Origin of the sequence: Nocardioides endophyticus, from assembly GCF_039543845.1 — a bacterium.
Lineage (GTDB): Bacteria > Actinomycetota > Actinomycetes > Propionibacteriales > Nocardioidaceae > Nocardioides > Nocardioides endophyticus.
This window is the reverse complement of sequence record NZ_BAABKN010000032.1, coordinates 88,843-109,293: the sequence shown is the minus strand read 5'-3', so window position 1 is coordinate 109,293 and position 20,451 is coordinate 88,843. Positions and strand designations below refer to the sequence as shown.

Genomic DNA, 20,451 nt, shown 5'->3' with positions numbered 1-20,451 from the left:
GTCGACCGTAGGCCGCACCCACTCCTGACGACAGCCGGATGGAGTGAGCCTGTGGACAGTTGGCAATGGGGTCCACGTGGACCCCATTGCCAACTGTCCACGAGCATCAGCGAAGAGACGCACCCTCGACCACCCCGAGCGGCTCGGACGCGATGTCGCTGCGCCGCTGCATGCCGGGAAAGCTGACCAGCTCTGCGGCGGCGTACGCCGTGGCGCGGGCGTCGGCGACGTCGGTGCCGACGGCTCGGACGGCGAGCACCCGGCCGCCGGCCGTGACGAGATCGTCGCCGGACAGCGCCGTGCCTGCGTGGATGACGTCGACGCCTTCGCGGGACGCGGCAAGGTCGGCGCCAGTGATCACGTCGCCCTTCGAGGAGGACTCGGGGTAGCCGGCCGAGGCGAGCACAACCGTGACCGCCGCGCCATCGCGGAACACCGGCGCCGGCACCCCGGCGAGCCGACCTGCGGCGGCGGCGGTCAGCAGCTCACCCAGCGGGGAGTCGAGCACCGCAAGCACGGGCTGGATGTCGGGGTCGCCGAAGCGGACGTTGAACTCGATCACCCGCGGCCCGGTCTCGGTCAGCGCCAGGCCGACGTAGAGGCAGCCGACGAACGGCGTGCCGCGCCCGGCCATCTCCACCAGCGTCGGCCGGACGACCTGCTCGAGCACCACGTCGGCCAGGTCGGGCTGCGCCCAGGTCAGCGGCGTGTAGGACCCCATCCCCCCGGTGTTGGGGCCGCGACCGCCGTCGAAGATCCGCTTGAAGTCCTGAGCGGGCTGGAGGGCGTACGCCGTGGTCCCGTCGCAGATCGCGAAGAGCGAGACCTCGGGACCGTCGAGGAACTCCTCGATCACCACTCGGTCGCCCCCCCGCGATGTGCAGAGGGCCGCGTGCGCCAGCGCCTCGGCCCGGTCCCGGGTGACGACGACGCCCTTGCCGGCAGCGAGCGCGTCGTCCTTGACGACGTACGGCGCCCCGAAGGCGTCGAGCGCGGCCTCGACCTCGGCGCGGGTAGCGCAGGTGTACGAGCCGGCGGTGGGCACTCCGGCAGCCACCATCACACCCTTGGAGAAGTCCTTCGAGCCCTCGAGCTGGGCGGCAGCGCCCGACGGTCCGAAGACCGCGATCCCCCGCTCGCGCACGGCGTCCGCCACGCCCGCGACCAGCGGCGCCTCCGGCCCGACGACGACGAGGTCGGCGCCGAGACGCTCGGCCAGGTCGGCGACCGAGTCGCCGGACATCGGGTCGACGTCGTGCAGGGTCGCGACCGCGGCGATGCCCGGGTTGCCGGGAGCGGCGTGCACCTCGGTCACCGTGGGGTCGAGCGAGAGTGCGTGGGCCAGCGCGTGCTCGCGGCCGCCGCTGCCGATGACGAGGGTCTTCATCAGATCAGGTCGTGGATGACGACGGTGGCGTCGCGCGACGGACCGACGCCGACGGCCGAGATCCGGGCACCGGACATGGCCTCGACGGCCTTCACGTACGCCTGCGCGTTGGCGGGGAGGTCCGCCAGCGTGCGGGCGCCGGAGATGTCCTCGGTCCAACCGTCGAGGTACTCGTAGATCGGCTTCGCGTGGTGGAAGTCGGTCTGGTTGACCGGCATCTCGTCGTGGCGGGTGCCGTCGACGTCGTACGCCACGCAGACGGGGATCGTCTCGAGGCCGGTCAGCACGTCGAGCTTGGTGAGCACGAAGTCGGTGACCCCGTTGACGCGGGCGGCGTAGCGGGCGATGACGGCGTCGTACCAACCGCAGCGACGAGGCCGGCCGGTCGTGGTGCCGAACTCGGCACCGACCTTGCGCAGGTGCTCGCCGTTCTCGTCCTCGAGCTCGGTGGGGAACGGGCCCTCACCGACGCGGGTCGTGTAGGCCTTGACGATCCCGATGACCTGGTTGAGGCGCATCGGCGGGATCCCGGAGCCGGTGCAGGCGCCGGCGGACGTCGCTGAGGACGAGGTGACGAACGGGTAGGTGCCGTGGTCGACGTCGAGCAGCGTGGCCTGACCGGCCTCCAGCAGCACGATCTCGTCGCGGTCGAGTGCCTGGTTGAGCAGCAGTCCGGTGTCGCAGACCATCGGCCGGAGCCGGTCGGCGTACGCGAGCAGCTCCTCGACGGTCTGCTCGACGGTCGCGGCCCGGCGGTTGTAGATCTTGTTGAGGATCTGGTTCTTGAGCTCGAGGACGCCCTCGACCTTCTGGGTGAGGATCTTCTCGTCGAAGATGTCCTGGACCCGGATGCCGATGCGGTTCATCTTGTCGGCGTACGTCGGGCCGATCCCGCGGCCGGTGGTGCCGATCCGGCGGCTGCCGAGGAAGCGCTCGGTGATCTTGTCGATCGTGCGGTTGTAGTCGGCGATCACGTGCGCGTTGGCGCTGACCTTGAGCAGGCTGACGTCGACGCCGCGAGCGATCAGGGCGTCGAGCTCCTCGAACAGGACGGCGAGGTCGACGACCACGCCGTTGCCGATGACCGGCGTGACGCCGGGGCTCAGGATGCCGCTGGGCAGGAGGTGGAGCGCGTACTTCTCGCTGCTGCCGTCCTCCTGCCGGATGACGACCGTGTGGCCGGCGTTGTTGCCGCCGTTGAACTTGACGACGTAGTCGACACGGCTGCCGAGGAGGTCGGTCGCCTTGCCCTTCCCCTCATCGCCCCACTGGGCTCCGATGATGGCGATCGCCGGCATACTTCTCCTACATTTCGGTGGTCGAGCCTGTCGAGACCCCTGAAAACGAAAGAACTCCGGCACAAGGCACCGGAGCTCTTGCGGCCACACGCTACCAAAGGGTGACCCGACCCTCGGACTCGTCAGTTACTGTCCGCCACGTGGATCCACTCCTCGTCATCACCAACTCAGGGGCCGGCACCTCGGACGAGGAGCGCCTGGACTCGGCCCTGGCCGTGCTGCGCGAGCACGTCTCGATCGAGGTCGCGGCGACTGCCAACCCGGGCGAGCTCGACGGGGTGCTGCACCGGGCCGGGTCACGCCGGATCGTCGTCGCGGGCGGAGACGGCAGCCTGCACGCTGTCATCGCCGCCCTGCACCGGCGCCGCGAGCTCAAGGACGCCGTGCTCGGGCTGATCCCGCTGGGCACCGGCAACGACTTCGCCCGCGGCACCTCGCTGCCGCTGGAGCCGGAGGCAGCGGCGCACGTCATCCTGGGCGGGACGCCGCGACCGATGGACCTCATCGTCGACGAGGTCGGCGAGATCGTCGTCAACAGCGTGCACGTCGGCGCGGGAGTCAACGCGAGCCGCCGCGGTGCCCGGTGGAAGGAGCGCCTCCACTCGATCGGAGTCGGCAAGGTCAACCTCGGCAAGCTCGGCTACCCGATCGGCGCCGCGATGACCGCCTGGAGGCCGCCGATCATCCGCGTCCGGATCGAGGTGGACGGCGAGGTCGTGGTCGACCTCGACGAGCCGATCCTGATGGCCGCGGTCGGCAACGGAACGTCGGTCGGCGGCGGTGCGGAGCTGACACCGGAGGCCGACCCCGAGGACGGCCGCTTCGACGTGATGGTGTCCCGCTCGACCGGACCGATCGCCCGGCTGGGGTACGTCGCGCACCTCGGGTTCGCGTCCCACCACGAGCGCGACGACGTGACCTACCTGCGCGGCACCCAGATGTCGGTGTCGGGCGGCCCCTTCTGGTGCAGCGCCGACGGCGAGATCTACGGACCGGAGCGCCAACGGACCTGGCGGCTCGAGCCCGCGGCGTACCAGCTGGTGATGCCCTGACGGTGGTTGAGGTGTGAGGCGCCTCGAAATCACCATCACCCAGGCCGCCACCCCTAGATCCACCCCCGCCGGGCCGCCTCGACGCCGGCCTGGAAGCGCGAGTCCGCACCGAGCTCACTCATCAGCGCGGAGACCCGGCGCCGCACGGTACGCAGGCTGATGCCCAGCTTGCGGGCGATCTGCTCGTCGTGGGCACCGGCGGCCAGCTGCTCCAGCAGGAACTGCCGCAGGTCCAGCCGCGGCTCCGCCTCGGCGAAGGCAGGGACCGCAGCGCGCTCCCACAGCTCCTCGAACCACGACGTCATCGCCTCGACGACACCGCGCTGCCGGACGACGGCGAGCGGCAGGTCCGCCAGCCCCAGGGGCTCGGGCACCACCACGTGCGAGTCCCCGACAACCAGGAGGCGAGTGGGCAGCTCGGGGAGCACCCGGATCTCCTCACCGGCCGCGAGGCGGGCGGCGAGTACGTCGGGGGCGTCGTGGAGCGCACGCACCGGATAGATCGCCCGAGACCGGCGGCCCTGCGCGACCACCTCCGCGACCAGCTGGATCATCCGGTCTTCACGGGGACCGCGCCACTGGTCGGGACGCAGCCACATCACGCCGCCGACGCTTCCCCGGAGCATGGTGCGGACCATGTCGAAGACGTCGCCGCTGACCCACACGTCGCCCTCGACCGGCAGGCTGTCCCCGGGCCGGCCGGTCACCGACAGCCGCTGCTCGGCCGCGAGCAGCTCGATCGCGCGGCTCACCCCGTCGAGCCGCTCCTGCGCCCGCCCGGCGGTGCTCGCCTGCGCCGAGACCACCCTGCGCAGGACCTCGACCGGCGTCGCCACCTCGATCACGTCGCTCTCGACGCGCACCGCACCGGTCTCGACGAGCGGCGCGATGTCGTCGAGGAGCTCCTCCCGCGTGCGGAGCATGGCGGCCGCGACCCGGGAGAGCTCGCGGCCCGACTGAGGCCGCAGCCGCTGGTAGAGCTGCTCGAGCTCGGCGGGGTGGCCGAGCGCCGTCAGCACGCTGTCCCGCGACGTCCGGGTCCGGGATCGAGCCATGGTGGCATCTTAGTGCCAGCGGCCACTTCGCTCGGCATGGCATGGAGAGGTCAGTGCCATGATCGCCGCCACGCGCGCGGCCGCGAGATCTCTCGGGGCATGACCACCCGCGCACGACCCACATCGGGGGATGAGGTCGTGACTGGGGCACGCGCGCGTCGCGAAGTGCCGGGACTGCCACTGGGCGGCGGTCCCGGCACTTGCCAATGCGGCGCCCGGTAGCGTTGGCGGACGACGTCCCCACGACTCAGGAGCAGCACAGATGGCACGAGGCGCCCAGTCCGGCAGCCAGTCGAACGGCGAGCCCCACGACTGGGTCACCCGCGCAGCCGACGACGCGATCCGCCGCGCTCAGCAGCAGCACGGCGACGACCTCGGCGGCCACGTGATCACCTGCGCCTCCGGCGCGAGCCCCTCGGGGCCGGTCCACCTGGGCAACCTGCGCGAGTTCCTGACCGTCCACTTCGTGGCCGAGGAGATCAAGCGCCGCGGGATCCCGGCCCGGCACCTGCACAGCTGGGACGACTACGACCGCTTCCGCAAGGTCCCGGCCGGCATCGACCCGTCCTGGTCCGAGCACATCGGCCGACCGCTGTCCGCCGTACCCGACCCGTGGAGCTGCCACGAGTCGTGGGCCGAGCACTACAAGGAGCCGCTGATCGCCTCGCTGCGCGAGCTCGGCGTGGAGATGGTCGAGGTCTCCCAGACGGAGATGTACCGCGCCGGCGCCTACCGCGAGCAGATCCTGACCGCCGTACGCCGGCGCGACGAGATCGAGCAGGTGATGTCACGCTACCGCACCAAGCAGTTGGAGGCGGGGGCCGCCGCCGCAGGTCCCGAGAGCGACGAGGAGGCGGCCGCCATGGCCGACTCCGTGGCCAACGACGGCGAGTCCGGACTGACCGGGATGGGCGCGACGGACGACCTCGCCCGGTTCCCCTACAAGCCCTACTGCCGCGACTGCGGTCGCGACACCACCATCATCACGTCGTACGACGACGAGACGACCGACCTGGCCTACACCTGCACGGCGTGCTCGTATGACGGCGTCACCAACCTGACCACGGACATTGCTGACACCTCGGGTGGGGGCAAGCTCGTCTGGAAGGTCGACTGGCCGATGCGCTGGCAGTTCGAGGGCGTCGACTTCGAGCCCGGCGGCGTCGACCACGCGAGCCCCGGCTCGTCGTACACCGTCGGCAAGGAGCTCGTGAAGCTGTACGGCGGCCGCGCGCCGTCGTTCGTCGGCTACTCGTTCGTGGGCGCCGGCGGCCAGGTCAAGATGTCGTCGTCGCGTGGCGGCGTGCCGACCGCGGCCGAGGCCCTGAGGATCCTCGAGGCGCCGATCCTGCGCTGGCTCTATGTGCGGCGCGCGCCGAAGCAGGCCTTCAACGTCGACTTCGGCGCCGAGGTGGTCCGGCTGTACGACGAGTGGGACGCGCTCGGCAAGAAGGCCGCCAACCCCGAGAAGCGCGACGCCCAGGTGCTCGCCTTCGAGCGGGCTTCGTCGACGACGTCCGCCGGGACCCTCCCGACGCCGGCCGTAGTGGTCCCCTTCAAGCTGCTGTCGTCGGTGGCGGACGTGACGGCGGGCAGCGCCGAGCTGATCAGCCGGATCGTCGGCGACGTCGGCCACCCGCACGCGTCGGTCGCGGACCTGGAGCCGCGCCTCGGCAAGGCGATGACGTGGATGGCCGACTTCGTGCCGGAGGAGGACCGGACGACGGTCCGCGAGACCCCCGACGCCGAGCGGCTCGCCAGGCTCTCCGAGGACGAGGAGCTCTGGCTGCGCCAGCTGCTCGGCCGGCTGCCGGACCAGCTCGACCTCGAGTCGACCACGTCGTTGATCTACGGCGTGCCCAAGCTGGCGCGGGGGTTGGGCCTCGACGACGCCCCGACGGACGAGGTCAAGCAGGACCAGAAGCGCTTCTTCCGGCTGCTCTACAACCTGCTCGTCGACGCCGAGCGCGGGCCGCGGCTACCCACGCTGTTCCTGGCACTCGGCGCCGACAAGGTCCGGCAGCTGTTGACGCCGCCGGCGTAACGATCAGGCGTCGCCGAGCAGTTCGTCGTACGCAGTGGCGCTGGAGTCACGCAGGAACTCCGAGCAGCGCTCCCACTCGGCCTCCTCGCCGATCGCCCGGGCGGCCAGCGCCAGCAGCGCCAGGCAGGTGAGGAAGCCACGGTTGGGCTCGTGCTCCCACGGCACCGGGCCGTGGCCCTTCCAGCCGTTGCGGCGCAGCATGTCCAGGCTGCGGTGGTAGCCGACGCGTGCGTACGCGTAGATCGTGACCGCGTCGTCCTCGGCGTCGGCGGCGAGCGTGGCGAGCGTCGCCCAGGCGACGGGCGACTCGGGGTGACGGCGTACGACGTCCATCGCGTCGGCGCCCGGCACCAGCTCGGCCGACGCGGGGTCCTCCGGGAGCAGGGTGGGCGGTGGGCCGGCCATCAGGTCATTGCCAGTGAAAGAACTCATGGGAGTGATTGTCCATGGTCGGGTGTTGACTTCTCCCGTGACCGACTCCAGCACCGTGACCGCGCCCCCATTCGCCGGGGACAAGAAGCCGTGGCCGGCCCTCTACGCGCTCTGTCTCGGCTTCTTCATGATCCTCGTCGACATGACGATCGTGCAGGTGGCGACGCCCGCGATCATCGACGACCTCGACGCCGACGTGAACGCCGTGATCTGGGTCAGCAGCGCCTACCTGCTGGCGTACGCCGTGCCGGTGCTCATCACCGGGCGCCTCGGTGACCGCTTCGGGCCGCGACGCCTCTACCTCATCGGCCTGACGGTCTTCACGCTCGCGTCGCTGTGGTGCGGCCTGACCGGGTCGATCGAGATGCTGATCGCCGCCCGGGTGATGCAGGGGTTCGGCGCCGCGATGATGACCCCGCAGACGATGGCGATCATCACCCGGATCTTCCCGGCGGCTGAGCGCGGCAAGGCGATGGCGCTGTGGGGCGCCACGTCCGGGGTGTCGATGGTGGTCGGCCCGCTGCTCGGCGGCGTCCTGGTCGACGGGCTCGGCTGGGAGTGGATCTTCTTCGTCAACGTGCCGGTCGGCATCATCGGATTCGTCCTGGCGATCCGGCTGGTGCCGGTCCTCGAGACCCACCAGCACTCCTTCGACTGGCTGGGGGTGGCGCTCTCGGGTGTCGGCATGTTCCTGCTCGTCTTCGGCATCCAGGAGGGCCACCAGCAGGACTGGGCGACCTGGATCATCGCCATGATCGTCTCCGGCATCGTGGTGCTCGGCCTGTTCGTGTTCTGGCAGTCGAAGAACACCGCCGAGCCGCTCGTGCCGCTGGGTCTCTTCAAGGACCGCAACTTCTCGGTCGGCAACGTCGCCATCACCGTGGTGAGCTTCTCGCTGACTGCGATCGGCTTCCCGCTGATGATCTACGCCCAGGCCGTGCGCGGCTACTCCCCCACCGAGGCCGCCGCGCTGCTGGTGCCGATGGCGGTGATCGTGATCGTGCTGGCCCGTCCGGTCGGCAAGCTCACCGACTCGATCCACCCACGCATCATCGTGGGCGTCGGGTTCGCCTCGATCGCCACGTCGTTCTTCTGGCTCTCCAGCCAGATGACGCCCGACGCCGCCGTCTGGCAGCTGGTCCTGCCGATGATCCTGATGGGCGTCGGCAACGCGTGCATCTGGGCACCGGTCTCCGCGACGACGATGCGCAACCTGCCGATCCAGCAGGCCGGTGCCGGGTCCGGTGTCTACAACGCCAACCGCCAGGTCGGCGGCGTGCTCGGCTCGGCCGCGATCGCCGTCCTCATGGACGCGCGGCTCGCGCACTTCGGCCTCGGCGGTGTCAGCAACCCCGAGGGCGGCACCGGCACGATGCCCGCGGTCGTCGCCGACGAGTTCTCGAAGGCGATGGCCCAGTCGCTGTTGCTGCCCGCCGTCGTACTCCTGATCGGCTTCGCCGCCGCGCTCTGCTTCGAGCGGCCCAAGCACACCGGCTTCCCGGCGGCGACCACGGTGGAGTAGCCCCCGCTGGTCGAGCAGCGAGCGTCGTCGAGCAACGACTACTTGATCGAGGCGCCCGCCGAACGCAGGTGCTCGCACGCCTCGACCACGCGGGCGGCCATGCCGCCCTCGGCGGCCTTGCCCCAGGCTCGGGGGTCGTAGAGCTTCTTGTTGCCGACCTCGCCGTCGACCTTCAGGACGCCGTCGTAGTTCTGGAACATGTGCGTGGCGACCGGGCGGGTGAAGGCGTACTGGGTGTCGGTGTCGACGTTCATCTTCACCACGCCGTAGTCGACGGCGGCGGCGATCTCCTCGGGCGACGAGCCCGAGCCACCGTGGAAGACCAGGTGGAAGGGCTTCGCGCCGGCCTCGAGGCCGAACTCGCTGACGACCGCCTCCTGCGCCTCCTTGAGGACCTCGGGGCGGAGCTTCACGTTGCCCGGCTTGTAGACACCGTGCACGTTGCCGAAGGTCAGCGCGGTCATGTAGTAGCCGCGGTCGCCGTACCCGAGCGCCTTCGCGGTCGCGATCGCGTCCGCGGGAGTCGAGTAGAGCTTGTCGTTGATCTCGGCCTCGACGCCGTCTTCCTCGCCACCGACGACGCCGACCTCGATCTCGAGGATCACCTTCGCCTTGATGCAGCGGTCGAGCAGCTCTTCGGCGATCACCAGGTTCTCGTCGAGCGGTACGGCGGAGCCGTCCCACATGTGCGACTGGAAGAGCGGCGCCTCACCGCGCGACACCCGCTCCTCGGAGAGCGCCAGCAGCGGGCGCACGAACCCGTCGAGCTTGTCCTTGGGGCAGTGGTCGGTGTGCAGCGCGATGTTGACCGGGTAGTTCTTCGCGACCTCGGCGGCGTACGCCGCGAAGGCGACCGAGCCGGACACCATGTTCTTGACGCTCGGGCCGGACAGGTACTCCGCGCCACCGGTCGAGACCTGGATGATCCCGTCGGAGCCCGCGTCGGCGAAGCCCTTCAGCGCGGCGTTCAGGGTCTGCGAGGAGGACACGTTGATCGCCGGGAACGCGAACGCGTTCGCCTTGGCCGTGTCCAGCATCTCGGCGTACTTCTCAGGGGTGACGATGGGCATCTGACTGCGCTCCTCGGACTGACGTCGAATCTCTCCCACCGACCCTAGTGGCTACCGGCCGGTCGCCCGACGGGCCGTTCGTCCCGTGACAACCCAACCGCCCGATGCTCCGTTCTGGAAGTGTCAGGACAAGCAGGCGGGAGAGTGCGATGAGCGGCAGCATCGACGAGTGGGTCGGCACGGAGATAGAGCGGTCCTTCGTAGGAGAGCCACCGCTGCGCGACCCGCGCGAGTACGCCGCGAGGGGGCACCGCGCACAGCGACGGCGCCGCGCCGCCGTCGGCACCCTGGGCGCGGCCGGCCTGGTCGTGGCGACCGTCCTCGTCCTCGGCGGGTCGCATGCCGGTGACGGACCCAGCCGCGGCATCGAGCCCGCGAGGCCGGGCGACGTCGTCCCGGTGCGGGTGACCGCCCCGATTCTCGTGGACCCACTTCAGGCCGAGAAGTGTGCGGCCGGTCGAGTCGGCGGCTGCGGCGACGACATCGGCACCGACGACATCCACCTCGACCGCTCGGGTCGGCTGCTGCGCGGCTACTCCTACGACGTGGTCACCGGCGCCTACTACGACGTGCTCCCCGGCACCTGGGACGCTTCGGCAGCGGTCGAGCTGACCGTGCGCGGCCAGACCGTGTGGGCGCTGCTCAGCGTCGAGGCCGGTGGACGGAGCTCGGCACTCAAGTACGAAGCACCCGACCCGACGCGCACCTTCGACCAGTGGGTGGCCGACAGCGTCGCCAGCGGCGCGTGGTTCTCGTACCGGCCCGACCCGGACGGTCCCGGCGAGGGATCGACGCCACGATGAGGGCACACCTCGAGGAGGAGTACGTCGCGTTCGTGGCGGCGCGGCAGCAGCACCTGCGCCGCATCGCCTACGCCATCTGCGGCGACTGGCACCGCGCCGACGACCTGCTGCAGACAGCCCTCACCAAGCTCTACCTGGCCTGGCCGCGGCTGCACCGCGACGGCCGCGAGGAGGCGTACGTCCGCACGATCCTGGTCCGGGCCGACATCGACGAGCACCGCCGGCCCTGGCGCCGCGAACGGTCGACGAACGCGCCGCCCGATCGGCCGGCACCGGCCCTGCTCGGGTTCGAGGAGCGGGCCACGCTGCTCGACGCGATCCGGCTGCTGCCGGACATGCAGCGGCGCACGGTGCTGCTGCGGCACTGGCTCGGACTGTCGGTGGAGGAGACCGCGGCGGAGCTCGGGATCAGCGAGGGCACGGTGAAGAGCCACACCTCGCGCGCCCTCCATTCGCTGCGATCGCTCCTCGCGGAGGATCGCACGTCGTAGCGTGACCGCATGACGCTCACCGGTCGGTACGTCGCCGTGGTCGGTCCGGCCGATGAAGCGCGGCCGTCCGACCTGGCTCACGCCGAGGAGGTCGGGCGACTGCTCGCCGAGGCCGGCGCGGTGCTGCTGACCGGCGGGCACCACGGCGTGATGCAGGCAGCTGCACGAGGAGCCCGTGACGGCGACGGCGTCTCGATCGGACTGATGTCCGGATCCGAACGCGGCACCGGCTCTCCCGAGCACACCTACCTGCTCCCGACCGGCCTGGGCGAGCTGCGCAACGGGTTGCTCGTCCGCGCAGCCGACGCGGTCGTCGCCGTCGGCTGCTCCTGGGGCACTCTGAGCGAGATCGCCCTGGCCCGCCGGACCGGCGTACCCCTCGTGCTGATCGACCCGTGGGAGCTGCCCGAGGACGTCGGAGTGATCGTCGCAGACGCCACGGAGGCGGTGGCGACGGTCCACGCACTCCTCGCCGGCCGGTGACAACCGATCGACTTCGGGCCCCGCCAGCCGGACCTGCCCGCGCCACGTGACTTCACGCAAGTGGCTGCTGGCGACCCATGAGCTGACCCCGAAGCGGTTCATCGTGGTCTGCTACTCGAAGACCAACCGCTGACTCATCCCCGCCAGGCGTCGTCGCCCGACAGGTCGGCGTGCTCACGCACCCAGGAGTGCATCGCGATCGCGGCGGCCGACGACGCGTTGATCGACCGGGTCGACCCGAACTGCGCGATCGAGAACGTCGCGTCGCAGGCGCCCCGGGCTCCCACGGAGAGCCCGGGGCCTTCCTGGCCGAAGAGGAAGCAGACCCGGCGCGGCAGGGTCGTCGTCTCGAGGTGCAGCGAGCCGGGCAGATTGTCGACGCCGTACAGGACGACGCGCTGCTCGTGGAGGTAGGTGGCGAGATCCTCGACCGTCGCGTGGTGCCGCACGTGCTGGTAGCGGTCGGTCACCATCGCCCCGCGCCGGTTCCACCGCCGGTTGCCGACGATGTGCACCTCGGCCGCCAGGAACGCGTTGGCCGAGCGGACGATCGTGCCGATGTTGAAGTCGTGCTGCCAGTTCTCGATGGCGACGTGGAAGTCGTGCCGCCGGGTGTCGAGGTCGGCGACGATCGCCTCCATCGTCCAGTACCGGTAGCGGTCGACGACGTTGCGGCGGTCGCCCTCGGCGAGCAGCTGCGCGTCGTACTTCTCGTCCTCCGGCAACGGCCCCACCCAGGGGCCGACCCCGACCTCGGGCGGGCCGTGCGGCATCGGGTCGTACGGCGCGCGATCGTCCACCCACGGAACGTTAGGGGACGGGTCCCACGACATTCGGACCCGGCAGGTACCGTTTGTACGTGACCGCGCTCCTCGCGTCCCCCCACTTGAACCCGATGTTGTTCGGCATCAAGTGGATGGACCCCGACTGGCTCCTCTCCGAGTTCGGCTCGAGCCTGATCTGGTTGAGCCTGGTCATCGTCTTCATCGAGTGCGGGCTGTTCTTCCCGTTCCTGCCTGGCGACACCCTGCTCTTCGCCCTGGGCCTCTTCATCGCGGGCGAGCAGATCCACGTGCTGGGCATCGGGTCGCCGCTCATCGAGCTGATCATCGCTGTCGTGCTGCTGACCGTCGCGGCCGTGCTGGGCAACATCGTCGGCTATGAGATAGGCCGCGCGATCGGGCCACCGCTGTACAACCGCGACGGCCGGATCCTGAAGCGCAAGTACTTCGACCAGACGTCGGCGTTCTTCGAGCTGCACGGCAGCAAGGCGCTGGTCATCGGCCGCTTCGTGCCGTTCGTCCGGACCTACATCACCGTCGTCGCCGGCGTGACCCGCATGGACCGCCGCAAGTTCTTCGCCTGGAGCCTGATCGGCGCGGCCCTGTGGGTCTGCTCGATCACGTTGCTCGGCTACTTCCTGGGCAACGTCCCGAAGGTGGGTCCGTTCCTCTCCGAGAACATCGACTACGCGATCCTGGTGATCCTGCTCTTCACCGTTGTCCCGATCGCCTACGAGGCGATCAAGCGCCGCCGGCACCACCACGCCGAGCGCCAGGCCGCCCGCAACACCGTGGCCGTGCCGGACCGCCCCGAGGAGACCGCCGCAGGCTGATGGGCTGGCAGGACACGCGCTCGGAGCGTCTACGACGGAGAGGCTCGGGCTGCAGCAGGTGTGGCGAGGACCTGATCGGGACGACCCGGACCCGGGCGCCGTTCCGGGTCGTGCACCTCGACCGCGATCCCGGCGACGAACTCAGGCGACGCATCGCCGAGCTCTGCGAAGGACCCTAGGGCCGAGCGGCGTCCAGCTGCGCCTTGGTGAGCACCGGGCGCACCTCGAGCCCCACGTCGGCGAGGGGGTTCTGGTCTGCCGGGCTGCGGTCGATCGCGCACACCACGACCTCGACGGTCGCACCGAGGGCGCGCAGCGCATTGGTCGCATCACGTACGGCGCCGCCGGTGGTGATCACGTCCTCGATCAGCGTGATGCTCCGGCCGGCGACGTCGGGGCCCTCGGCCAGCTTGCAGGTGCCGTACTCCTTGGCCTGCTTGCGCACGTAGAGCGCGGGCCGGCCGGTCAGGCTGCTGACCATGGTGGCGATCGGGACGCCGCCGAGCTCGAGACCACCGAGCAGGTCGGTCTCGTCCGGCAGCAGGTCGACCATCTGCCGCGCGACCCGCAGCAGCAGGCCCGGGTCGGCCTCGAAGAGGTACTTGTCGAAGTACTCGGTCGCCTGCTGACCCGAGCGGAGGGTGAACTCCCCGGTCAGTCGGCAGATCGCGTCGATGTCGGCAGCCAGCGTCTCGTCCACGGTGCTGACCCTATCGAGGCCCGACCGCTGGTCGAGCAGCGAGCGTGAGCGAGCGTCGTCGAGGCCCCCGCAACCCGCCCGGCCACGTCGGCTGCGGGGGTCTCGACAGGCTCGACCACCGGGGCTGACCGCTACTGTCAGCCGCATGCTGGCGCACCGCCTCGAGGGCATCCCACCCACGATCTTCTCGGAGATGTCGGCGCTCGCCGTCCGCACCCAGTCGGTCAACCTCGGCCAGGGGTTCCCCGACGTCGACGGCCCGCCGGACGTCATCGCCCACGCCGTGCACGCCCTGGAGTCCGGGCTCAACCAGTACGCGCCCGGCACCGGCACGCCGCCACTTCGCCAGGCGATCGCACGCCACCAGCTGCGCCACTACGGGATCGAGCTCGACCCCGACAGCCAGGTCGTCGTCACCACCGGCTGCACCGAGGGCATCGCGGCCGCACTCCTGGGCCTGGTCGACCCCGGCGACGAGATCGTCGTGCTCGAGCCCTACTACGACTCCTACACGGCGATGATCCAGATGGCCGGCGGCGTACGGCGTCCCGTGACGCTCCGCGGACCCCGCCCAGAAGCCGGGCACAGCCGGCTCGACATCGACGAGCTGCGGGCCGCGGTCACGCCGCGGACCCGCTTCGTGCTGCTGAACTCGCCGCACAATCCGACCGGCACCGTGCTCACCCGCGCCGAGCTGCAGGCCGTCGCCGACCTCGCGATCGAGCACGACCTGGTCGTGATCACCGACGAGGTCTACGAGCACCTCGTGTACGACGGCCGCGAGCACGTGCCGCTGGCGACCCTGCCGGGGATGTTCGAGCGCACGCTGACGCTGTCGAGCGCCGGGAAGTCCTACTCGTTCACGGGGTGGAAGGTCGGCTGGGCGACCGGACCGGCCGACCTGGTCGGCGCCGTCCTAGCGGCGAAGCAGTGGCTGACCTTCACCTCGGGCTCACCTCTCCAGCCGGCCGTGGCGTTCGCGCTCGACGAGGAGCCCGACTTCCCCGGCGTACTCGCCGCCGACCTGCAGTCGCGCCGCGACCTGCTGTGCGCCGGGCTGGCCGACGTCGGCCTCGACGTACGCGTCCCGGAGGGCACCTACTTCGCCACCACCGACATCTCGGCTTTGGGCTGGGAGGACGGCATGGCGTTCTGCCGCGCCCTGCCCGAACGGGCCGGCGTCGTCGCGATCCCGACCCAGGGGTTCTACGACTCCGACGCCGGCCGGCACCTGGTGCGCTGGGCCTTCTGCAAGCAACCCGAGGTCATCGAGGAAGGCCTGCGTCGCCTGGCTGCGGCCGACCTATCGAGGTAGCTCCCGACGTTCGAACCACGGCCGGGTGTCGGCACGCACCAGCATCACGACGACGAAGACGCTCGCGAGGAGCGGGGCGACGAGCACGAAGGCGCCGACCGCGGAGCCGACGAGACAGAACACCGCGCAGGTGGCGGCGGAGACGACCAACACGATCCGGGCCCAGTCGACCCGGCGTAGGACCAGTACGGCGAGGCCGGCGGCGGAGACGCACCACAGGACGAGGCCGGCGATCATCACGTAGGTCGCGACCAGCAGGAGGTCGTCGGAGACGCCCTGAGCGGCCAGGTCCGGGTTGTCCTTGTGCACCTCGTCGAGCATCAGGTCGGGCGAGACAGCAAGAGCCACGGCGCTGGCCACGAGACCCACCGTGACGAACGCGGTGCAGACCCAGGTCAGCACGCAGGCCCAGAGGACGGCCGGCGGACGCGCCGGCGCCCCGGCGATCACGGGCGAGGGCATCGGAGCTGCCGGGGCGCCGGTCAGGTGTGTCGAGAACGCCGTAGGCACGGGCGGTCCCGCGGAAGCAGGCGTCGGCGCCGTACGACGCTCGGGCGGGGGCTTGCCGTCGAACCAGGACCGGGCCGGCTGCAACCACAGGATCGCGGCGGACGCGGCGACGACCGAGGTGATGAACCCGTTGGTGGCCAGGCCGGCGAGGAAGAGGGGTACGGCGAGCACCGTGACCGCCAGGCGAGCGCTCCGACTGCGACGCAGCACGTGGTAACCCAGGATGCCGGCGGCCGTGGCGCAGCCCGCGGTGACCATCAGGAGCGTGCGGAGCGCGGTGAGCATCGCGTCCGCGCTGATCCCGAGCTCGGAGCCCGGAGGCTCCGCGAGCATCCGGTCGATCCGCTGCAGGTTCTCCAGGGTGTGCAGCTCCGACAGCCGCTGGACGACGAGGCCGAGTGCGAACGCCGAGCCGACCATGATCAGCCACCCCGCCATCGTCACTTGGCGGGGTCGCTCCGGGGTCGGCTCACTCACGCCTGCCATTTCATCACGAGAGCACCAGCATCACGTGATCGTCAGTTGGAGGCCATCGCCGGAGTCCGCCCGATCGACGGTCACGCTGCCGCCGTCGGCCACCTCGCCCGAGATCAGCAGCTTCGCCAGCGGGTCACCGATGGCGCTCTGGATCAGCCGGCGCAGCGGGCGGGCGCCGTACGCCGGGTCGTAGCCGGTGTCGGCGAGCCAGCGCTTCGCCTCGTCGGTCACCGAGATCGTGATCCGGCGGACGGCCAGCCGCTTCTCGAGCAGGCCGAGCTGGAGGTCGACGATGTGGGTGAGCTCGTCGAGCGTCAGGGCGTCGAAGATGACGATCTCGTCGAGCCGGTTGAGGAACTCCGGCTTGAACGACCCGCGCACCGTCGCGAGCACCGACTCGCGCTTCTGGTCGGCGTCGAGTGCGAGGTCGACCAGGAAGTTCGAGCCCAGGTTGCTGGTCAGGATCAGCAACGTGTTGCGGAAGTCGACGGTGCGACCCTGACCATCAGTGAGCCGGCCGTCGTCGAGCACCTGCAGCAGGATGTCGAAGACCTCGGGGTGCGCCTTCTCGACCTCGTCGAGCAGCACCACGGAGTACGGGCGTCGACGGACGGCCTCGGTCAGCTGGCCGCCCTCGTCGTACCCGACGTAGCCCGGAGGCGCGCCGACGAGCCGGGCGACCGAGTGCTTCTCGGAGTACTCGCTCATGTCGATGCGCACGATCGCGCGCTCGTCGTCGAAGAGGAAGTCGGCGAGCGACTTGGCCAGCTCGGTCTTGCCGGTGCCGGTCGGGCCGAGGAAGAGGAACGAGCCGGTCGGCCGGTTGGGGTCGGAGAGCCCGGCGCGCGAGCGGCGTACGGCGTCACTGACGGCGGTCACGGCACTGCGCTGACCGATCAGCCGCTCGCCGATGACCTCCTCCATCTTCAGCAGCTTGGCGGTCTCGCCCTCGAGCATCCGGCCGACCGGGATGCCGGTCCAGGCCTCGACGACCTCGGCCACCTGCTCGGCGCCGACCTGGTCGCCGACCAGCGGGTCGATCGTCGAGGAGTGGTCGATCTCCGCGGCGGCCGCCAGCGCCTTCTCGAGCTCGGGGATCTTGCCGTAGAGGATCTCGCTGGCCTCGTCGAGCCTGCCCTCTCGCATGAGCCGGTCGGCCTGGCCCTTGACGGCGTCGAGCCGACGACGCAGCTCGCCCTCGCCCTCGAGCGAGGACTTCTCCTGGTCCCAGCGCGACTCGAGCGCACGCAGCGACTCCTCCTTGTCGGCGAGGTCGGCGCGCAGCTTGTCGAGCCGGTCCTTCGACGCGGCGTCGCTCTCCTTCTCGAGGGCGAACTGCTCCATCTTGAGCCGGTCGACCTGACGGCGGAGCTGGTCGATCTCCTCCGGCGAGGACTCGATCTCCATGCGCAGCCGGGACGCGGCCTCGTCGATGAGGTCGATCGCCTTGTCCGGCAGGTTGCGGCCGGTGATGTAGCGGTCGGAGAGGGTCGCGGCGGCGACCAGCGCGGCGTCGGTGATGCGGACACCGTGGTGCGCCTCGTACTTCTCCTGGATGCCGCGCAGGATCTGGATGCTGTCCTCGACCGACGGCTCGCCGACGAAGACCTGCTGGAAGCGGCGCTCCAGCGCGGGGTCCTTCTCGATCCGCTCGCGGTACTCGTCAAGCGTGGTCGCGCCGATCATGTGCAGCTCGCCGCGGGCCAGCATGGGCTTGAGCATGTTGCCGGCGTCCATGGCGGAGTCGCCGCCGGCGCCCGCGCCGACGACCGTGTGCAGCTCGTCGATGAACGTGATGATCTGCCCGCCGGCGTCCTTGATCTCCTCGAGCACGGCCTTCAGGCGCTCCTCGAACTCACCGCGGTACTTCGCGCCGGCGACCATCGCCGCCAGGTCGAGGCTGAGCACGCGGCGGCCCTTGAGCGAGTCCGGCACGTCGCCCGCGACGACTCGCTGGGCGAGCCCCTCGACGACGGCGGTCTTGCCGACGCCGGGCTCGCCGATCAGCACCGGGTTGTTCTTGGTGCGCCGCGAGAGCACCTGGATCACCCGGCGGATCTCGGAGTCTCGCCCGATCACCGGGTCGAGGCGGCCGTCCTCGGCGGCCTCGGTGAGGTCGACCGAGTACTTCTCCAGCGCCTCGTACGTCGACTCCGCGTCCTGGCTCGTCACCCGGCGGTTGCCGCGCACGGCGGTCAGGCCGTCGCGCAGCCCGGCCTCGGTGAGGCCGGCGTCGAGCAGCACCTTCTGGGCGCTGCTCTCCACGCCGGCGATCGCGATCAGCAGGTGCTCGGTCGCGACGAAGTCGTCCTTCATCCCGTTGGCGAGGTCGAGCGCCGCGGCGAGCACCCGGGTCAGCGACGCCGACCCCGAGGGCTGCTGCACGGTCGCGCCGCTCGCGGTCGGCAGCGCGGCGAGCGTGGCCTCGGCCCGGGCAGTGAGCTCCTTGGCGTCGACCCCGGCCTTGGTGACCAGGTTGCGCGGGGTGCCGTCCTCCTGACGCAGCAGCGCCACGAGCAGATGGATCGGCTCGGTGTGCGTGTTGCCGCCGGTGGTCGCGGCCAGCTGTGCGGCCTCGATCGCCTCCCGGCTACGGGTGGTGAACTTCTCGGCGCCGAAGGTGCTCATGGGCGTGATTCTCCTGTTGATCGGGTGCGTCGGCCACCGTTACGGCGACCTCGTCCATTTCAACGACTCCAAAGTTGAGTGCATTCCACTCAACTCTAGGAAATTTTCGATGCGGCCGGACATTTTCGGACGATACTGGTCTGGACCAGCGATTCGCCCCCTGACGACGCGGGCAAGAGCGTGGGGTCTGACAAAGACGCCGCCTCGGGGGAGCGACTTCTCTGGGGCATGCCATCCCGAGAGAAAGCCGTTCACATGCATCTCGTCCGCCGCTCCGCCGTCGGGGTCGTCGCCGCACTGGCGCTGGCCGTCCCGACCAGCGCGGTCACCCTCTCCGCCACTGCTGCTCCTGGCGCCAGCCAGTCCGAGCAGGCCCCCGCCGCCAAGCTGGTCGCGAAGAAGAAGGCCAAGAAGGTCAACGTCGGGCTCAAGCGCTCGGCCGCCTACTCCCACGTCGGCCAGCCCGGCGTGAAGGTCACCGCCACCGTCACCAAGGGCAAGAAGAAGCTCAAGGGCAAGGTCACGTTCCTGGTCAACGGCGCCGCGGCCACCACGTCGAAGCTCCGCAAGGGCAAGGCCGCCTACCGCCTCGCGAGCACCACGCCGCCCGGTCTCTACACGGTGACGGCGAAGTACAAGGGCAAGAAGAAGTCGACCGAGGTCCGGGTCTACAGCTCGGCGATCTCGGTCTCGGCGACCACCTTCACGATCTCGGCGTCGGCCACCACGCTGCCAACGCTGACCGGCACCGTCCAGTTCAAGGACGCCCCGGCGACCAAGGGATACGTCGACATCTACCAGAACGGCAACGTCAAGGACGGCAGCGGCTCGCCCGACTACTGCTGCATGGCCTCCGTCCAGGCCGGCGGCACCTTCAGCTTCAGCGGCTACACGTTCCTCGGCAAGGTCCAGGACAAGGGCCCCGGCACCTACTCCTACCAGGCGTTCTACACCGACGACGCGGGATTCGACGACTACATCTACTCGACCCCCATCACGGTGACCGTCACCCCCTGACGCACCCCCGTCGCACGACGACGCCCCGCCCGAGTCACTCGGGCGGGGCGTCGCTGCGTATCGGGACTGATCGGCCCGCGCCAGCGTCAGCGTCCGCGACGCCAGACGACCACGGACTGCCCCGGCTGCCCCGAGTTGGACGGAGGCTGGCGGAGGACGGGCAGCTTGTTGGCCGGCCCGTCGGTGCGCCGAGCGGCGGCCGCCTGGCGCAGCGCCTCCTGGGTGGCAGCGAGCTCTGCCTGGAGCTCGTCGTTGCGCTGCACGAGGGCCGCGATGCGGTTCTGGAGGTCGAGGATCCGGCGTACGCCCTCGATGCCGATGCCGGACGATGTGAGGTCGCTGATCTCACGGAGCAGCTCGACGTCGCGGTGGGTGTAGCGGCGACCGCCGCCCCCACTGCGGAGGGGCATGATCAGCCCCATCCGCTCGTAGGTGCGCAGGGTCTGCGGGTGCAGGCCGCTCAGCTCCGCGGCGACGGAGATGACGTAGACGGCGCTGTCCGGGCCCGGCGGCTCGAAGCCTCCCCGCCTTCCAGACGGACGCCCGGCCATG

General features: G+C 70.5%; 19 protein-coding genes. 9 read left to right on the top strand and 10 right to left on the bottom strand.

Annotated features, from left to right (window positions below; translation table 11 throughout):
- Nucleotides 1–106: 106 nt before the first annotated feature.
- Both purD and ABEA33_RS23780 read right to left on the bottom strand, forming a co-directional pair.
- Nucleotides 107–1,387 (bottom strand): phosphoribosylamine--glycine ligase, encoded by a 1,281-nt coding sequence (gene purD, locus ABEA33_RS23785; RefSeq protein ID WP_345529578.1) that lies wholly within the window; start codon nucleotides 1,385–1,387, stop codon nucleotides 107–109.
- Nucleotides 1,387–2,685: an adenylosuccinate synthase gene (locus ABEA33_RS23780; protein WP_345529577.1), complete on the bottom strand. Its 1,299-nt coding sequence runs from the start codon at nucleotides 2,683–2,685 to the stop codon at nucleotides 1,387–1,389. The genes purD and ABEA33_RS23780 overlap by 1 nt, the downstream gene beginning before the upstream one ends.
- A gap of 140 nt (nucleotides 2,686–2,825) precedes the next feature.
- Here ABEA33_RS23780 and ABEA33_RS23775 point away from each other — a divergent pair, with 140 nt between their 5' ends.
- On the top strand, nucleotides 2,826–3,737 hold the full coding sequence (locus ABEA33_RS23775) for a diacylglycerol/lipid kinase family protein (RefSeq protein WP_345529576.1): 912 nt from the start codon (nucleotides 2,826–2,828) through the stop codon (nucleotides 3,735–3,737).
- A 53-nt stretch (nucleotides 3,738–3,790) separates the two neighbouring features.
- Here the strand turns inward: ABEA33_RS23775 and ABEA33_RS23770 are convergent, their stop codons facing one another.
- Nucleotides 3,791–4,792 carry a helix-turn-helix transcriptional regulator gene (locus ABEA33_RS23770; protein ID WP_345529575.1) on the bottom strand — a complete coding sequence of 334 codons (1,002 nt, stop codon included), beginning with the start codon at nucleotides 4,790–4,792 and terminating at the stop codon, nucleotides 3,791–3,793.
- 262 nt (nucleotides 4,793–5,054) lie between these two features.
- Here ABEA33_RS23770 and lysS point away from each other — a divergent pair, with 262 nt between their 5' ends.
- Complete coding sequence (gene lysS / locus ABEA33_RS23765; protein ID WP_345529574.1) at nucleotides 5,055–6,836, top strand: lysine--tRNA ligase; 1,782 nt, start codon at nucleotides 5,055–5,057, stop codon at nucleotides 6,834–6,836.
- 3 nt (nucleotides 6,837–6,839) lie between these two features.
- Here the strand turns inward: lysS and ABEA33_RS23760 are convergent, their stop codons facing one another.
- A complete protein-coding gene (locus tag ABEA33_RS23760) occupies nucleotides 6,840–7,268 on the bottom strand; it encodes a DUF3151 domain-containing protein (RefSeq protein ID WP_345529573.1) in 429 nt (142 codons plus the stop codon).
- Nucleotides 7,269–7,305: 37 nt separating this feature from the next.
- On the opposite strand from ABEA33_RS23760, the gene ABEA33_RS23755 reads away from it, so the two are divergent.
- Complete coding sequence (locus ABEA33_RS23755; protein ID WP_345529572.1) at nucleotides 7,306–8,790, top strand: DHA2 family efflux MFS transporter permease subunit; 1,485 nt, start codon at nucleotides 7,306–7,308, stop codon at nucleotides 8,788–8,790.
- A gap of 38 nt (nucleotides 8,791–8,828) precedes the next feature.
- On the opposite strand, the gene fbaA is transcribed toward ABEA33_RS23755, so the two are convergent.
- A complete protein-coding gene (fbaA, locus tag ABEA33_RS23750; RefSeq protein ID WP_345529571.1) occupies nucleotides 8,829–9,860 on the bottom strand; it encodes a class II fructose-bisphosphate aldolase in 1,032 nt (343 codons plus the stop codon).
- A 149-nt stretch (nucleotides 9,861–10,009) separates the two neighbouring features.
- On the opposite strand from fbaA, the gene ABEA33_RS23745 reads away from it, so the two are divergent.
- Genes ABEA33_RS23745 through ABEA33_RS23735 form a run of 3 tightly spaced genes read left to right on the top strand, consistent with a single transcriptional unit; the run spans nucleotide 10,010 to nucleotide 11,637 of the window.
- A complete protein-coding gene (locus ABEA33_RS23745; RefSeq protein ID WP_345529570.1) occupies nucleotides 10,010–10,663 on the top strand; it encodes a hypothetical protein in 654 nt (217 codons plus the stop codon).
- Nucleotides 10,660–11,154 (top strand): SigE family RNA polymerase sigma factor, encoded by a 495-nt coding sequence (locus ABEA33_RS23740; RefSeq protein WP_345529569.1) that lies wholly within the window; start codon nucleotides 10,660–10,662, stop codon nucleotides 11,152–11,154. Before ABEA33_RS23745 ends, ABEA33_RS23740 begins: the two co-directional genes overlap by 4 nt.
- Before the next feature lie 9 nt (nucleotides 11,155–11,163).
- Nucleotides 11,164–11,637, top strand: a complete 474-nt coding sequence (locus tag ABEA33_RS23735) for an SLOG cluster 4 domain-containing protein (protein ID WP_345529568.1) — start codon at nucleotides 11,164–11,166, stop codon at nucleotides 11,635–11,637.
- A 134-nt stretch (nucleotides 11,638–11,771) separates the two neighbouring features.
- On the opposite strand, the gene ABEA33_RS23730 is transcribed toward ABEA33_RS23735, so the two are convergent.
- Nucleotides 11,772–12,410, bottom strand: coding sequence for a TrmH family RNA methyltransferase (locus ABEA33_RS23730; RefSeq protein ID WP_345529633.1), 639 nt, complete (start codon nucleotides 12,408–12,410; stop codon nucleotides 11,772–11,774).
- Nucleotides 12,411–12,496: 86 nt separating this feature from the next.
- Here ABEA33_RS23730 and ABEA33_RS23725 point away from each other — a divergent pair, with 86 nt between their 5' ends.
- Nucleotides 12,497–13,252, top strand: coding sequence for a DedA family protein (locus ABEA33_RS23725; RefSeq protein WP_345529567.1), 756 nt, complete (start codon nucleotides 12,497–12,499; stop codon nucleotides 13,250–13,252).
- A gap of 175 nt (nucleotides 13,253–13,427) precedes the next feature.
- Here ABEA33_RS23725 and pyrE read toward each other — a convergent pair whose 3' ends face one another.
- Nucleotides 13,428–13,952: an orotate phosphoribosyltransferase gene (pyrE, locus tag ABEA33_RS23720; RefSeq protein WP_345529566.1), complete on the bottom strand. Its 525-nt coding sequence runs from the start codon at nucleotides 13,950–13,952 to the stop codon at nucleotides 13,428–13,430.
- A gap of 145 nt (nucleotides 13,953–14,097) precedes the next feature.
- Between pyrE and ABEA33_RS23715 the strand changes: the two genes are divergently transcribed.
- Complete coding sequence (locus tag ABEA33_RS23715; RefSeq protein ID WP_345529565.1) at nucleotides 14,098–15,267, top strand: pyridoxal phosphate-dependent aminotransferase; 1,170 nt, start codon at nucleotides 14,098–14,100, stop codon at nucleotides 15,265–15,267.
- Here ABEA33_RS23715 and ABEA33_RS23710 read toward each other — a convergent pair.
- Both ABEA33_RS23710 and clpB read right to left on the bottom strand, forming a co-directional pair.
- A complete protein-coding gene (locus ABEA33_RS23710; protein ID WP_345529564.1) occupies nucleotides 15,256–16,254 on the bottom strand; it encodes a serine/threonine-protein kinase in 999 nt (332 codons plus the stop codon). The two genes, ABEA33_RS23715 and ABEA33_RS23710, sit on opposite strands and share 12 nt — an antisense overlap.
- Nucleotides 16,255–16,284: 30 nt before the next feature.
- Entirely contained in the window at nucleotides 16,285–18,882 is a 2,598-nt protein-coding gene (gene clpB, locus ABEA33_RS23705) for an ATP-dependent chaperone ClpB (RefSeq protein WP_345529563.1), read from the bottom strand.
- A 255-nt stretch (nucleotides 18,883–19,137) separates the two neighbouring features.
- Here clpB and ABEA33_RS23700 point away from each other — a divergent pair, with 255 nt between their 5' ends.
- Complete coding sequence (locus tag ABEA33_RS23700; RefSeq protein ID WP_345529562.1) at nucleotides 19,138–19,899, top strand: Ig-like domain repeat protein; 762 nt, start codon at nucleotides 19,138–19,140, stop codon at nucleotides 19,897–19,899.
- An 86-nt stretch (nucleotides 19,900–19,985) separates the two neighbouring features.
- Here ABEA33_RS23700 and ABEA33_RS23695 read toward each other — a convergent pair whose 3' ends face one another.
- Nucleotides 19,986–20,450, bottom strand: coding sequence for a heat shock protein transcriptional repressor HspR (locus ABEA33_RS23695; RefSeq protein ID WP_345529561.1), 465 nt, complete (start codon nucleotides 20,448–20,450; stop codon nucleotides 19,986–19,988).
- Between the last annotated feature and the right edge of the window lies 1 nt (nucleotide 20,451).